Annotated in this window: 14 protein-coding genes; 4 read left to right on the forward strand and 10 right to left on the reverse strand. The window is 37.1% G+C overall.

Going from position 1 to position 14,239, the window contains the following annotated elements; genetic code table 11:
* The first annotated feature begins 27 nt into the window (after positions 1-27).
* On the forward strand, positions 28-1,257 hold the full coding sequence (locus MRBLBA3_RS07465; RefSeq protein WP_000007371.1) for an aminopeptidase: 1,230 nt from the start codon (positions 28-30) through the stop codon (positions 1,255-1,257).
* Positions 1,258-1,297: 40 nt separating this feature from the next.
* Here the strand turns inward: MRBLBA3_RS07465 and MRBLBA3_RS07470 are convergent, their stop codons facing one another.
* The 10 genes from MRBLBA3_RS07470 to MRBLBA3_RS07515 all read right to left on the reverse strand — a co-directional run bounded on the left by MRBLBA3_RS07470 (position 1,298) and on the right by MRBLBA3_RS07515 (position 12,053).
* A complete protein-coding gene (locus MRBLBA3_RS07470) occupies positions 1,298-1,621 on the reverse strand; it encodes a DMT family transporter (protein ID WP_000263263.1) in 324 nt (107 codons plus the stop codon).
* A gap of 47 nt (positions 1,622-1,668) precedes the next feature.
* Positions 1,669-3,120: an NADP-dependent succinate-semialdehyde dehydrogenase gene (gene gabD, locus MRBLBA3_RS07475; protein ID WP_000358095.1), complete on the reverse strand. Its 1,452-nt coding sequence runs from the start codon at positions 3,118-3,120 to the stop codon at positions 1,669-1,671.
* On the reverse strand, positions 3,113-4,480 hold the full coding sequence (locus MRBLBA3_RS07480) for a sigma-54 interaction domain-containing protein (RefSeq protein WP_044739854.1): 1,368 nt from the start codon (positions 4,478-4,480) through the stop codon (positions 3,113-3,115). Before MRBLBA3_RS07480 ends, gabD begins: the two co-directional genes overlap by 8 nt.
* 115 nt (positions 4,481-4,595) lie before the next feature.
* The gene (gene gabT, locus MRBLBA3_RS07485; protein WP_044739853.1) at positions 4,596-5,960 is read right to left on the reverse strand and encodes a 4-aminobutyrate--2-oxoglutarate transaminase; all 1,365 of its coding nucleotides are present in this window, start codon (positions 5,958-5,960) and stop codon (positions 4,596-4,598) included.
* A 154-nt stretch (positions 5,961-6,114) separates the two neighbouring features.
* On the reverse strand, positions 6,115-6,861 hold the full coding sequence (locus MRBLBA3_RS07490) for an HAD family hydrolase (RefSeq protein ID WP_363380492.1): 747 nt from the start codon (positions 6,859-6,861) through the stop codon (positions 6,115-6,117).
* Positions 6,862-7,055: 194 nt separating this feature from the next.
* The gene (locus tag MRBLBA3_RS07495) at positions 7,056-7,961 is read right to left on the reverse strand and encodes a diacylglycerol kinase (protein ID WP_363380495.1); all 906 of its coding nucleotides are present in this window, start codon (positions 7,959-7,961) and stop codon (positions 7,056-7,058) included.
* A 509-nt stretch (positions 7,962-8,470) separates the two neighbouring features.
* Positions 8,471-9,898, reverse strand: coding sequence for an Asp-tRNA(Asn)/Glu-tRNA(Gln) amidotransferase subunit GatB (gene gatB / locus MRBLBA3_RS07500; RefSeq protein WP_001047688.1), 1,428 nt, complete (start codon positions 9,896-9,898; stop codon positions 8,471-8,473).
* A 14-nt stretch (positions 9,899-9,912) separates the two neighbouring features.
* On the reverse strand, positions 9,913-11,370 hold the full coding sequence (gene gatA / locus MRBLBA3_RS07505) for an Asp-tRNA(Asn)/Glu-tRNA(Gln) amidotransferase subunit GatA (RefSeq protein WP_000051453.1): 1,458 nt from the start codon (positions 11,368-11,370) through the stop codon (positions 9,913-9,915).
* Between the two features lie 14 nt (positions 11,371-11,384).
* The gene (gene gatC, locus MRBLBA3_RS07510) at positions 11,385-11,675 is read right to left on the reverse strand and encodes an Asp-tRNA(Asn)/Glu-tRNA(Gln) amidotransferase subunit GatC (protein WP_000086999.1); all 291 of its coding nucleotides are present in this window, start codon (positions 11,673-11,675) and stop codon (positions 11,385-11,387) included.
* A 141-nt stretch (positions 11,676-11,816) separates the two neighbouring features.
* Positions 11,817-12,053 (reverse strand): YiaA/YiaB family inner membrane protein, encoded by a 237-nt coding sequence (locus MRBLBA3_RS07515; protein WP_001254393.1) that lies wholly within the window; start codon positions 12,051-12,053, stop codon positions 11,817-11,819.
* A 231-nt stretch (positions 12,054-12,284) separates the two neighbouring features.
* Here MRBLBA3_RS07515 and MRBLBA3_RS07520 point away from each other — a divergent pair, with 231 nt between their 5' ends.
* From MRBLBA3_RS07520 to MRBLBA3_RS07530, 3 genes are all read left to right on the forward strand, one after another.
* Positions 12,285-12,767, forward strand: a complete 483-nt coding sequence (locus tag MRBLBA3_RS07520) for a MarR family winged helix-turn-helix transcriptional regulator (protein ID WP_000942491.1) — start codon at positions 12,285-12,287, stop codon at positions 12,765-12,767.
* 76 nt (positions 12,768-12,843) lie between these two features.
* Positions 12,844-14,025 (forward strand): ArsA family ATPase, encoded by a 1,182-nt coding sequence (locus tag MRBLBA3_RS07525; RefSeq protein ID WP_363380499.1) that lies wholly within the window; start codon positions 12,844-12,846, stop codon positions 14,023-14,025.
* On the forward strand, positions 14,018-14,209 hold the full coding sequence (locus MRBLBA3_RS07530; protein WP_000544100.1) for a DUF3926 domain-containing protein: 192 nt from the start codon (positions 14,018-14,020) through the stop codon (positions 14,207-14,209). The genes MRBLBA3_RS07525 and MRBLBA3_RS07530 overlap by 8 nt, the downstream gene beginning before the upstream one ends.
* The last annotated feature ends 30 nt before the right edge of the window (positions 14,210-14,239 follow it).

The following is a 14,239-nucleotide window of genomic DNA, read 5'->3' on the forward strand; positions in this document are numbered from 1 at the left end:
TCTTTCAAACTAAAGGAGATTATACATATGTCATTTGAACAAACGTTAGAGAAATATGCTGCTCTTGCAGTCAATGTTGGTGTTAATATTCAACCCGGACAAACTTTATCAATTAGTGCACCTCTTGAGGCTGTACAGTTTGTACGCCTCGTTACAGAAAAAGCATATAAATCTGGTGCAAAACACGTATATGTTGATTGGAATGATGAGACGTTAACACGCTTAAAGTTCGATCTAGCTCCTGAAGAAGCTTTCTCTGAATTTCCTTCTTGGAAAGCACATGCTCGTGAAGAATTAGCAAAAGAAGGCGCTGCATTTATGTCTATTTATGCAGAAAATCCGGATTTATTAAAAGGCGTAGAAGCAACTCGTATCGCAACTGCTCATAAAGTAGCCGGTGAAGCGATGAAAGTATACCGTGATTACGTACAAGCGGACAAAGTAAGCTGGTGTGTCATTTCTGTTCCTACAAAAGAATGGGCTGCGAAAGTATTCCCTGATGTAGCACCAGAAGAACAAGAAGCAAAACTATGGGACGCTATCTTCAAAGCAACTCGTGCTGATTTAGAAAATCCTGTGGAAGCATGGAAAGAACATGATGAAACACTACATACAAAAGTAGATTACTTAAATGAAAAGCATTATAAAGCTCTTCACTATACAGGCCCTGGAACAGATTTAACGATCGAACTTCCAGAAAAGCATGTATGGGCTGGTGCTGGTAGCTTAAATGAAAAGGACGTACCATTTATGGCTAACATTCCAACTGAAGAAGTATTTACAATGCCACTTAAAACAGGTGTGAACGGCCAAGTATCTAGCACAAAACCGTTAGCATTTGCAGGTAACATTATCGATCACTTCACGTTAACATTTGAAAACGGACGTATCGTAGACTACAAAGCTGAAACTGGTGAAGAGGCTTTAAAACATTTAGTAGAAACAGATGAAGGTTCTCACTTCTTAGGAGAAGTGGCTTTAGTACCTCATGACTCACCAATTTCAAACACAAATATTTTATTCTACAATACGCTATTTGATGAAAATGCATCTTGCCACCTTGCAATCGGAAGTGCTTATGCATTCAACTTAGTTGGCGGAAAAACAATGTCTAAAGAAGAACTTGCTGAAAACGGAGCAAACACTAGTATTACACACAATGACTTCATGATCGGATCAGCTGAGCTTGATATCGATGGTATTACAGCTGATGGAAGACATGAGCCTATTTTCCGTAAAGGTAACTGGGCATTTTAATACAAATAAAAGGCTATCTTCCACACCGGAAGATAGCCTTTTATGATGCTGATGAAACCTTAAGTCCAATTACTCCTAAAACAATAAAGAGAATACAAAATGCTTGGAATAAATTAATATGCTCTTTAAAAAAGTACACACTAATGATTGTAATAAGTAGTGTTCCTACACCAGACCAAATTGCATAGGCAATACTTAAATGAATCTTTTTAACAACGATAGCAAACACGCTGAAACAAATTCCATAGAATACGAAAATAAGTACGCTTGGAACGGGCTTTGTTAAACCGTTCGATAATTTCATCGCAATCGTTCCAGCCACTTCAAAAATAATTGTTACGAGTAATAATAGCCAATATACCATACTAGAATCTCCTTCTCTGTTACCTTATCGAGATTCTAGTATACTACTTATAGCCCTAACGAAATATATTTAATTTCTAAATATTCCTCGATACCGAAATGGCCTCCTTCACGGCCGATACCACTTTCTTTAAAGCCACCAAATGGTGCTTGTGCAACTGAGGGAAGTCCATCATTTAAGCCGATAATTCCGTACTCTAATGCTTCGCTAATTTGGAATGCCTGACTAATATCTTTTGTGAAAATATAAGCAGCCAAGCCATATGGTGTATTATTTGCACGTTCGATTACTTCTTCAACCGTTTTAAATTTAGCAACTGGTGCAACCGGCCCAAATGTTTCTTCATTCATACAAAGCATCGTGTCATTTGCCAATCCAATTACTGTTGGCTGAATGAAATATCCATCTAACTCTGCAAATTTATGGCCACCGTATAAAACCTCTCCACCCTTTTGAATTGCATCTTCAATATGTTCTTGTACTTTCGAAATTGCATTCGCATCAATAAGTGGACCTACAGTTGTTCCTTCGCCGAATCCGTCCCCAACTTTAAGCTGCTCTACAGCTTTTGTGAACTTTCCTGCAAATTCTTCGTACACTTCTTCTTGAACGAAGACGCGGTTTGTACATATACACGTTTGTCCTGCGTTACGGAATTTCGAACCGATTACCGCTTCTACCGCTTTATCTAAATCAGCATCATTCATAACAATAAATGGAGCGTGACCACCTAACTCAAGTGAAACCTTTTTCATCGTTTGTGCAGCGCTAGCCATTAATTCTTTCCCAATTTCAGTTGATCCTGTAAAGGAAACTTTTCGAACACGCTCATCTTCCATCCACGTATCAGCAATTGCTTTTGCACTACCTGTTACAATATTTATTACACCTTTTGGAATATCTGCTTCATGTGCTAATTCAACTAACTTCAATGCCGTTAATGGTGTTTGGCTCGCTGGTTTCACAACCGCTGTACAGCCCGCTGCAAGCGCTGGAGCTACCTTTCTCGTAATCATAGCGGCTGGGAAGTTCCACGGTGTAATAGCTGCCATAACCCCAACTGGTTGCTTTATAACTAAAATACGTTTATTCGGATGAGAAGCAGGAATCATTTCACCGTATACTCTCTTTCCTTCTTCTGCGTACCATTCAACAAAACTATTTGCATAATTTACTTCACCAAGTGCTTCTGCAAACGGCTTTCCTTGTTCTCTCGTCATAATTGCTGCAATTTCTTCTTTATTTTCATCAATGAGTGTGAACCATTTTTTCAACTTTACTGCGCGATCTGCTGCAGTTAATTTTGACCATGATTTAAAAGCTTCATGTGCAGCATCAACTGCTTGCTTTGCCTCTGTAATCCCGCCCTTTGGCACAGTTGCAAATACTTCCTTTGTCGCTGGATTATTTACTTCGATTTGTTCTTGCAGTGTAATCCACTCACCATTTATATACATCGCCTTTTTCTCTAAGTTTACGAACGTCGCTTTTTTATCCAATTTTTTCTTCCTCCTCTATAAACTTCTTAATTTTCCTAGTGGCAGCAGATTGACTTATTTGCAAAAACTCAGCCACTTTATAACTTGATCCATACGTTTTATACGCTTTAAGAATAATATTTCTCTCTACCTCTTCCAGCATTCTATAAAGACTTTGTCCAGATTGTCCAACTGTTGCCTCTTGCATAGATAGTGGCAAATCTTCTACCGTTACAAAATCATCAGCAGTGATAACAATTCGTTCAATTACATTTTCAATCTCTCTATTATTTCCTTCCCAAGGGTATCCTACAAACATTTGTAACGTACTAGGAGCCAACTTTACATTACGTCCGTACTTTTTATTAAAATGCTGTAAATAATGATAAATGAGCGGCAAAATGTCTTCTGTTCTCTCCCGAAGTGGCGGAATTGAAATTGGAAGGACATTCAGACGATAGTATAAATCTTTCCGGAATGCTCCTTGTTTCACCATCGTACTTAAATCTCTATTTGTTGCCGCTACAATTCTAACATCCACCTTTTTTAACTCTCTTCCGCCTATAGGGCGAAACGTTTTTTCTTGCAATACTTGCAAAAGCTTCGCTTGAATTTCAAGCGGCATTTCACCAATTTCATCTAAGAAAAGGGTCCCTTTATGTGCTGATTCTAGTAATCCCTTTTTCCCTTCACGATTTGCCCCTGTAAAAGACCCACCTGAATATCCAAAAAGCTCTGATTCAATTAAATTCGTCGGCAATGCCGCACAATTAATTTCATAGAAACTTTCATTCTTCCGGTGACTCACTTCATGCAAATGGCGTACCAATCGGCTTTTCCCTACTCCTGTCTCACCTAAAACGAGAACTGTACTATCTACTACAGATACCTTTTTTATTGTTTCGACTATTTTTTGCATAGCAATACTTTTAAAAATAAGTCCTTCGTGTTCATATGTTTCTCTTAATTCCTTTTTATATGTTTTTAACTGATTATCCATTTCCTCTACCTTTTGACGTAATTGATAGAGTTCTGTAAGATCACGAGAATAACTAATCACTCTTCTTAAATTTCCCTCATCATCAAAAACAGGTCTTGTACGAACATGCAAATACTCTCCTGATTTCGTTGTTTGAACAAGTTCAACTGGCCTTTTCTTTTCAATTACTTCTAACGTTGCAGACGGATAAAAAATCCCTTCTTTTTGTAGTTCTTTTACATGCTTTCCTACTAATTCCTTAGCAGAGAGCTGGTAATGTCTTTCACACATACTATTTACACGCACAACGATTCCTTTATCATCTGTAACAAAAATTTCGTCAAATGCATATTCAAATACATCTTGTAAATCCATCAACACTCGTTCCTTTTCTGCAACCATCCTAGCCACTCCCTACTTCATATCCATCGATTCACTTTACTACCTTTATTATAAAGTGAATTTTCTGCATTTTATATAGAGTAAGCTAGAATGTTTGCGATTTATAATTTAGTTTTTAAACACGAGCGATGTTTGCTTGCTCATAACAAGCTTGCAATGATTCTTCAATTATTGTTAAACCTTCCTCCAGCTGCTCATCTGTAATAACTAATGGCATTAACACACGAATAACATTTCCATATGTTCCTGCTGATAGCAGAAGTAATCCGCGTTTATTTGCTTCCGCACATAAATTAGATGCTAATGTTTTGTCAGGCGCTTTCGTCTTACGATCTTGAACGAGCTCGAATGCACACATTGCCCCTAAGCCGCGCACATCACCAATGCAATTATATTTATTTTTCATCTCTTCAAATCGGTTCATTACGACTTTTCCTACTTCTATCGCTCTATCATTTAATTTCTCTTTTTCAATTACATCAAGTACAGCTAATGCAGCCGCACATCCTAGTGGGCTTCCTGCGTACGTTCCGCCCAGTTCTCCCGGTGCAGACTCATCCATAATTTCTTTACGCCCAATAACACCACTAATCGGTACACCAGCACCTAATGATTTAGATACCGTAATTAAATCTGGAACTACATCATAATGATCAATTGCAAAGTATTTTCCGGTACGACTAAAGCCTGTTTGAATTTCATCCGCTACAAATAAAATACCGTGCTCTGAACAAATGCTGCGTACTTCTTGAACAAATTTCTTACTTGGAACGATAAATCCACCTTCCCCTTGAACAGGTTCCATTACAACAGCTGCAATTGTTTCTGGTGCTACTTCTGATATAAAGAAGTTCTTAAACTCTTCAATGATAAAATCATCATACTGCTCTTCCGTTAACCCCTCTGGACGACGGTATTCATATGGGAATGGCGCTTTATATACTTCTGGAGCAAATGGACCGAATCCAAATTTATATGGCTTTACTTTACTTGTCATCGTCATTGTCATCAATGTACGCCCGTGGAAACCTTTAGAAAACGCAATAATACCTGATCTTTTCGTATATTTACGGGCGATTTTCACTGCATTCTCTACCGCTTCCGCACCACTGTTTAAAAATAGTACTTGTTTATCAAAACTTCCTGGCGCTAATGCAGCAAGCTTTTCCGCTAATTCAATATATGGCTCATACATCATGACATTAAATCCCGTATGAATGTATTGATCTACTTGTTTATGAAGTGCTTCTTTAACAGCTGGATGACAATGTCCTACGTTAATTGTCCCTATTGCTCCTGCAAAATCAATGTACTGATTACCATCAACATCTGTTACAAGAGCTCCATCTGCAGACTGTACGAATGTTGGAATACCATTACTTACTCCTTTTGGTACTATATTTTGGCGGCGTTCTAATAAAGACGCTGCTTTCGGTCCTGGAATTTGTTCATTTACTTTAGCAAATTTTTTTGTGTTCATTGTGTACCCCATCCTTTTCTATACAATGTTTTCTCTTTATATTGCAAGATGTATGCCAACTTCCCCTTTCTAGTATTCATCCCATTCTCTTAATATCTCGGCATAAAAAATAAGTCTATAAAGACTCATAAAGAGTCTTTATAGACTTATCCGTTTATACATTAGACTTTCCTTGTTTCCAAATAAACTCACCTGAATGAGAAATTAAATCTTCAACAGATTGTAACACTAAATCTGCAAGTGGTTCTAACGTTTGACGATCACCCGTACCAGATAGTACGCCAATTGCATAGCAGTCGCCACCATTTTTCGCTAAATGTAAATCCGTCGGTGTATCCCCGACGACCGCTACTTCATATGTTTCTAAATTAAATCTCTCACAAAACGATTCTACAATTCTTTTATCTGGTTTCTGTGCCGGAAACGTATCTGAGGCTATGACACAATCAAAAAAGGGTTCTAATTGATACTGCTTTAAAAATAATTCTGTCGGTGCAAAATCATCAGCTGTGACGACACCTAAAATAAACCCTCTATCCTTTAATGCTTGTAAAATTTTTGGTAAATCTGCCGTCATTCTCATATTTTCTCGATGCTCATACATAAGAGAAAACAACTTTCCACTTACCCATTCATGCATCTCTTCTTCTCTAGATGATACGATATATTTACAAATCCCCTTCGCTACATCAAGGCTCGTTCCTGCTGCTAGCGCACTATGCGGATGAACGACTGCTCCGTCCACGCCAATCTCTTTTAATATAACCTGCTGCATTGATTCTGGTAATTGATATAAATTTATACATTCAGCTACAAGCTCTTCTGCTACTTTTATCCAAATTGAATGAAAATCCATTAATGTCCCATCTTTATCAAATAATATTGCTTTTACCTTCTCCATAGCATCCTACCTCTCATTTCTTATCTCTTCTAGTTTATCAATAAAATATGGATATAAAATAAACGGTTTGTAAAAATACCATGAAAATCAAACTAACTTCCAATTTACAATTCATCTGTATAAAGTGAAACTTTAATCAGAGAGAGAGTCTTATTACTCGCAAATAGTGAGGTAAAAGCAAAAAAAAGATGCCTTTACAGGGCATCCTCTTGATGTTCAGGAACAAATAGTTCCAGACAATGATATATATTTTCGAATTCCATCGGTGCATCTCCACCATATTCACCATCTAAATTAATCATTAGTTTATCTGGTGAATGCACTTTAATTCGATTCGCTTGTGTATATAGCACTTTTGGATTGTTAATATGTTCCCCACGCTGCGCTTGTGTTGCTGCTTTAATTAAATCAGCGATAGAACCTTTTTTCAGCACTAATAAATCAAATAACCCATCGTTAATAGACGCATATGGTGCTACCTTTTCAAATCCACCAACTGAACGAGTATTTGTAATTAAAAACATCGTAATTTCTTCTTGTAGTAACTTCCCATCATACTCGATTTCAACATATGTTGGATGTAATGATGGTAACATTTCGATTCCTTTTAAATAGTAAGCAAGTTGACCTAATACTGTTTTCAGCTTACTTGGCACTTCATATGTTAATTCTGTAATACGGCCGCCACCAGCGATATTAATGAAATATGTCTCATTCGCTCTACCAAGATCTAACGGAACTGTTTTCCCTTCACAAATAATATCCGCAGCCTCTTCAATAGCACGAGGTACACCGATCGCACGCGCAAAATCATTTGTCGTTCCAACTGGAATAATTCCAAACTTTGGACGATGTTCATGTCCTACTAAACCGTTCACCACTTCATTTAACGTACCATCACCACCAGCTGCGATAACAACATCAAACTTACGATCCGCAGCTTGCCTCGCCGCCACAGTTGCATCTCCAGGACCAGTTGTCGCATGACAAGATGCTTCATATCCAGCTTGTTCTAATTTTTGTAATACTTCTGGTAAGCTCTTCTTAAATAGCTCACGTCCAGAAGTAGGGTTATAAATAATCCTTGCTCGCTTCATCATGTATTAGCACAGGAAATTCCTTATTCATTGAAAAAAGAATACACCGAACCCTTATTCAGTATCCCTATGCCTACCTCCTCTCATCTTCCTATCCTTCTTTTATCCCGCTCAAACAGGCAGTAAGAACCCGATTCGTGTAGTCCATCATAAGTAATATTCTCTCATAATGGTTTTGCTTTATTTGACAAAAAAATTTATGTCCATCTATTTCCTCACAACAATTTACATATAACGAATAATAATTATCTATTATTTCATGAGATGAAAAAAACCTCTATGTCTAGATTTATCATTATTCCCACCTTTTTGCAACTATCATACCATAGTTGCTATACAAACATTTTTTCACTTTTGACAGTTAATCAAACGTTTATTTAAATTATTTTTCACCATTTAAACAAACGTTTGATTAACTCAGAAAAAACACCCAAATACGGGTGTTTTTTCTGTTTAATCTTTAAGAATCTATACTATTTTAGCGCTCAAAAATAAGAATTCCTCTTTTATTTTTATCGCTTATTAATCTCTTCAAGTAAGATTTTGTTAACAAGCGGTGGGTTAGCTTGTCCTTTTGTCGCTTTCATTATTTGACCAACTAAGAAGCCAATTGCACGGTCTTTACCGTTTTTAAAGTCTTCGATAGATTGCTCATTATTATCAAGAATTTCTGTTACAACCTTACGAAGTGTACCTTCGTCAGAAATTTGAACAAGACCTTTCGCTTTAACGATTTCTTCTGGGTCTCCACCTTTTTCAATTAATTCGTTAAATACTTTCTTCGCGATTTTAGAAGAAATTGTACCTTTTTCAATTAATTGAACCATTTTAGATAAACCAGCAGGCGTTAATGCAACGTCTTTTAATTCTTTTTGCTGTTTGTTTAAGTATGCAAGCACTTCACCCATTAACCAGTTTGATGTTAATTTCGCATCTGCTCCATCTTCAATTGCTGCTTCAAAGAAATCAGACATCTCTTTCGTTAATGTTAATACGTGTGCATCATAAGCCGGCAAGCCAATTTCTGCAACATAGCGAGCTTTACGTGCATCTGGAAGTTCTGGAATCGAAGCACGAATTTCTTCTTTCCACTCATCGTCGATGTAAAGTTCAACTAAGTCTGGCTCTGGGAAGTAACGGTAATCGTCAGATCCTTCTTTCACACGCATTAAGATTGTTTTCTTCGTTGCTTCATCATAACGACGTGTTTCTTGTTGGATGATACCACCAGATAATAATTCTTTTTCTTGGCGCACTTGCTCATGCTCAAGACCTTTTTGTACGTAAGTGAATGAGTTTAAGTTTTTCAGTTCTGCTTTTGTACCGAATTTCTCTTGTCCAACAGGACGAAGTGAAATATTCGCATCACAACGAAGAGAACCTTCTTCCATCTTACAATCAGATACGCCTGTATATTGAATGATTGATTTTAACTTCTCTAAGTATGCATATGCTTCTTCTGGAGTACGCATATCTGGCTCAGATACGATCTCGATTAAAGGCATACCTTGACGGTTGTAGTCTACTAATGAACCATCAGCTGTATGCGTTGATTTACCAGCATCTTCTTCTAAATGAAGACGTGTAATACCGATACGTTTCTTTTTACCGTCTACTTCGATTTCAATCCAACCATTTTCACCAATCGGCTTATCAAATTGAGAGATTTGGTAAGCTTTCGGATTATCTGGGTAGAAATAGTTTTTACGGTCGAACTTCGTTTCCGTTGCGATTTCACAGTTTAATGCCATTGCAGCTTTCATTGCAAAGTTAACTGCTTCTTTATTTAAAGTAGGAAGTACCCCTGGGTATCCCAAGTCAATTACACTTGTTTGTGTATTTGGCTCCGCTCCGAATTCTGTTGGACTCGCAGAGAAAATTTTCGAATTTGTTTTTAACTCAACGTGAACCTCTAAACCAATAATTGTTTCTAAATTCATCTATGCTCGCCTCCTTACAGACTTGCTTTTTTTGTATGATAGTCTGTTGCTTGCTCAAACGCATGTGCAACGCGGTAAATTGTCGATTCATCGAAGTGTTTACCAATGATTTGTAGACCAAGTGGCATGTTGTTAGCACCGAATCCACATGGGACAGAAATCGCTGGAACACCCGCTAAGTTTACTGGGATTGTTAAAATGTCATTTGCATACATTGTCATTGGATCGTCCACTTTTTCGCCCACTTTAAATGCCGGAGTTGGCGTTGTTGGTCCGATAATAACATCATAGTTAGCAAATACATTTTCAAAGTCGTTTTTAATTAATGTACGTACTTGTTGTGCTTTTTTGTAATATGCATCATAGTAACCAGAGCTAAGAGCAAATGTACCAAGCATAATACGACGTTTTACTTCATCTCCGAAACCTTCGCTACGTGTGTTTTTGTAAAGATCTAATAAGTTATTTACATTATCAGAACGAACACCGTAACGTACGCCATCAAAGCGTGAAAGGTTAGCTGATGCTTCAGAAGAAGATAATAAGTAATACGTTGCTAGAGCGTATTTAGAGTGTGGAAGAGATACTTCCTCCCAAGTTGCACCCATACCTTCTAACACTTTTAACGCAGCTAGTACTGACTCACGAGCTTCTTCGCCAACACCTTCGCCTAAGTATTCTTTCGGTACAGCAATGCGTAAACCTTTAACGTCGCCTGTTAAACCAGCTAAGTAGTTTCCAACTTCAACGTTTGCAGAAGTTGCATCCATACGGTCAATACCTGAAATAGCTTGTAATAAGTATGCATTGTCTTCTACTGTACGCGTTATCGGTCCGATTTGGTCAAGTGAAGATGCGAATGCTACTAATCCGTAACGAGATACGCGTCCGTAAGTTGGTTTTAAACCTACAACGCCACAATATGCAGCTGGCTGACGGATAGAACCACCCGTATCAGAACCTAGAGAGAATAATACTTCTCCTGCTGCTACAGCTGCTGCAGAACCACCACTAGATCCGCCTGGAACGTAATCTAAGTTCCATGGGTTTTTCGTAGCGTAGAAACCTGAGTTTTCATTTGAAGAACCCATTGCGAACTCGTCCATATTTAATTTACCGATTGTAACTGTGTCAGCAGCTTTTAGCTTTTGTACAACTGTCGCATCGTAAATTGGATCGAAATTTGCTAACATTTTGCTCGCACAAGTTGTACGAAGACCGTTAGTTACAATGTTATCTTTTACACCGATTGGCATACCGAATAATAAGCCATTATCCTCAGCACCAATCTTTGCATCTAATTCTTTCGCTTTCGCGCGTGCATTTTCTTCATCTAATGTAAGAAAAGCTTTTACGTTATCTTCAACATCCGAAATACGTTTGTAAGATTCTTCTACTAAATCCGTAACGGAAATTTCTTTGTTGTTTAATTTCTTATGTAACTCTGATACCGAATGATCAAATAATGACATCGAAATTCCCTCCTCTATTCTAATACTGCTGGAACACGGATTTGATTATCTTTGTGATCCGGTGCATTTTTTAATACTTCTTCTACTGGTAAACCTTTTTCTGGTACATCTTCACGCATAACATTTTTCATAGTTAATACGTGAGTTGTTGGTTTTACATCAGTTGTATCTAATTCATTTAACTGTTCTGCAAATGTAACAATTGCATCTAGTTGTTTTTGGAATTTTTCTGCTTCTTGATCAGTAATTGCAAGACGTGCTAAATGTGCTACGTGCTTTACATTCTCAACGGAAATTCTTGACACGGCTAGGCCACCTCCATAATATATCGTTCAATCTACAATACTATTGATGATACCAAATTTTCAGTACTTCAAGCAAGTCAACACACGGCACTTACGGTATTTTTACATAAAAAAAGAAAGGCAAATGCCTTTCTTTACGATTTACTCTTTATCTAACGGTTTATTTTTTGGAAATCTCTCGTTATCCTCTTCATTATCACGAATTGTTTTTTGTAACACAAAACAAGACATTGTTAAAAATAATGTTCCAATTAAATAGTATCCTTTTACACTAAGCGTTTCATCTAACGTATAAATCCCAATTAGCATACCTGAAAGCGCGCAAACAAATGAAGTCCATGCTAAAAACGTGAACGCTTGCGTATTTCGTCTTCTCATCGTTCTCCCCCTCGTTAGCTATACACCCATTATAGATAAATATATTTATCATGATGGATTTTTATGTAAATTCTATTTTGCTATTTATAAATCTATCATAAAAAAATATTATTTTAAAGATAGTTTTCTGTCTAATCTAAAAAAACAGTTAAAATTATTGACATTTATTTCAATTCCACATAAAATAAAAACAAATATTACGAACCTCGAAATATACGGGAGTGGAAATAATTGCTGCAATATGAACATTTTTTAGACTTACTGCTAGATAACGCCAAGAAACTTTTCTATCCTGAAGAATGGGTAAGCCTTGATTTAACACTTTCTAAAACAGAAGTATTTTGTTTACTTTGGATGGAGCGAAATACAGATATTACAATGACAAAAATCGCCGACCTTCTTGATATACCGATGAGTACAACGACAGGCGTTGTAAACCGTCTTGTAAAAAAGGGGTATATTGAGCGCTACCGGAATGAAAGCGATCGACGTATTGTATTAATTCGCTTAACAGAAAACGGCGTAATGCTCGTTCAAGAAGTAAAACAAAATGCAGCCCATTACTTTAGCCTAGTGACAGACGCATTGTCAGAAGAAGAAAAAGCATTCTTACTACAAATATTCCAAAAGATCATGAATCACATTGCTACGTCACAGCAAAAAACAGAAGAAAAGGTTTCTACACCTAAAATGAAAAACATTCCGATTGAATAAGACCCTAGTTGGGTTTTTATTCAATTAAATATTTCGACACTCGTAATATTCGATATTCGAAACAAAGGGGATATTAATGATGAGAATTATTCTGTATACAGGCAAAGGCGGCGTAGGAAAAACTAGCATTTCAGCAGCAACAGCAATCCAAAGTGCAAAACAAGGATTAAAAACATTAGTAATGAGTACAGATCCTGCTCATAGTTTAGGAGATTCATTTGGCATAAAACTATCTTCTGAGCCACTAGAAATTCGCGAAAACTTGTGGGCACAAGAAATTAACACTATTTATGAAATGGAAAAAGGCTGGGGGAAATTGCAGAAATATATTACACTACTCTTCACTTCCAAAGCAGCTGATGATATTACAACAGAAGAATTAACGATGTTCCCTGGTATGGAAGATTTAATTAGCTTACTTCGAGTACTCGATTACTATAAAAACAACACTTACGACGTCATCATTATTGATTGCGCACCGACTGGAGAAACTTTAGCAATGCTTAGCTTTCCAGACATGCTCGGCTGGTGGATGGAAAAACTCTTTCCTATTAAAAGGAAGATTTTAAAAGTTGTTCGTCCTGTAGCTCAACCACTTCTTGGTGTCCCCCTTCCAACCGATGATATTATGGACGAATTAACAAATACACTTGAACAGCTTGGAGAAATGAGAGATATTTTATCAAACCGAGAGGTAACAAGTATCCGCATTGTTGTAAATCCTGAAAAAATGGTCATTAAAGAAGCTCAGCGCAGCTTTACGTATTTAAACTTATACGATTATAACGTTGATGCCATTATGATTAACCGCGTCATCCCTAACACTGTTACCGACCCTTACTTTCAGGCATGGAAAGATACACAAAAGAAATATAAGGCGTTAATTAAAGATAGTTTTCAGCCACTTCCTATTTACGAAGCTCCCATGTTTGAACAAGAAGTTGTTGGTTTACCTATGTTAGAGCGTGTAGGAAATGCTTTATTTAAATCAGACCCTTCTCCTACTGAAATGAAATTTAATGGCCGCACACAATATGTGAAAAAAGATGGCGATGAGTATATTTTCGTTCTGTCCATTCCCTTCTCAAACAAAAGTGAACTTTCATTAAATCAAAAAGGTGATGAACTTATTATTCGAGCTGGTTCTGTTAAACGGAACATCACATTACCAAAAACATTAACACACCTTTCTATTCAAGGAGCGAAGTTTGAAGATGATGTACTAAATATTCGGTTTGGAGGTGTAGTGCATGCATGAGGAGCTACTAAGAAGAATAATTCGTACAAAAATAAAAGTCGGTATGCGTATATTAGAAGAGCTACCGAATCCGATTCAGCAATCAGCTAAGCAAGCACTAAATATTTTGCAAGAGGAGCTCTCCTCTTATGCGGAAGAACAACCGCAACCTGAGAGTAATTTAAAAAGCATCATAATCGAATAACTATACCCTTGTAGAAAGCCTTTTCTTATA

The organism is Bacillus sp. LBA3-1-1.1 (genome assembly GCF_040676495.1).
GTDB classification, from domain to species: Bacteria; Bacillota; Bacilli; order Bacillales; family Bacillaceae_G; genus Bacillus_A; species Bacillus_A nitratireducens.

Excerpts from the sequence above, each read along its gene's own strand:
- MRBLBA3_RS07490 (WP_363380492.1), bottom strand. The coding sequence starts at position 6,861 with ATGGAGAAGGTAAAAGCAATATTATTTGATAAAGATGGGACATTAATG.
- MRBLBA3_RS07465 (WP_000007371.1), top strand. The coding sequence starts at position 28 with ATGTCATTTGAACAAACGTTAGAGAAATATGCTGCTCTTGCAGTCAAT.
- gatB (WP_001047688.1), bottom strand. The coding sequence starts at position 9,898 with ATGAATTTAGAAACAATTATTGGTTTAGAGGTTCACGTTGAGTTAAAA.
- gatA (WP_000051453.1), bottom strand. The coding sequence starts at position 11,370 with ATGTCATTATTTGATCATTCGGTATCAGAGTTACATAAGAAATTAAAC.
- MRBLBA3_RS07515 (WP_001254393.1), bottom strand. The coding sequence starts at position 12,053 with ATGAGAAGACGAAATACGCAAGCGTTCACGTTTTTAGCATGGACTTCA.
- MRBLBA3_RS07525 (WP_363380499.1), top strand. The coding sequence starts at position 12,844 with ATGATGAGAATTATTCTGTATACAGGCAAAGGCGGCGTAGGAAAAACT.
- MRBLBA3_RS07530 (WP_000544100.1), top strand. The coding sequence starts at position 14,018 with ATGCATGAGGAGCTACTAAGAAGAATAATTCGTACAAAAATAAAAGTC.
- gabT (WP_044739853.1), bottom strand. The coding sequence starts at position 5,960 with ATGAACACAAAAAAATTTGCTAAAGTAAATGAACAAATTCCAGGACCG.
- MRBLBA3_RS07495 (WP_363380495.1), bottom strand. The coding sequence starts at position 7,961 with ATGATGAAGCGAGCAAGGATTATTTATAACCCTACTTCTGGACGTGAG.
- MRBLBA3_RS07470 (WP_000263263.1), bottom strand. The coding sequence starts at position 1,621 with ATGGTATATTGGCTATTATTACTCGTAACAATTATTTTTGAAGTGGCT.
- MRBLBA3_RS07480 (WP_044739854.1), bottom strand. The coding sequence starts at position 4,480 with ATGGTTGCAGAAAAGGAACGAGTGTTGATGGATTTACAAGATGTATTT.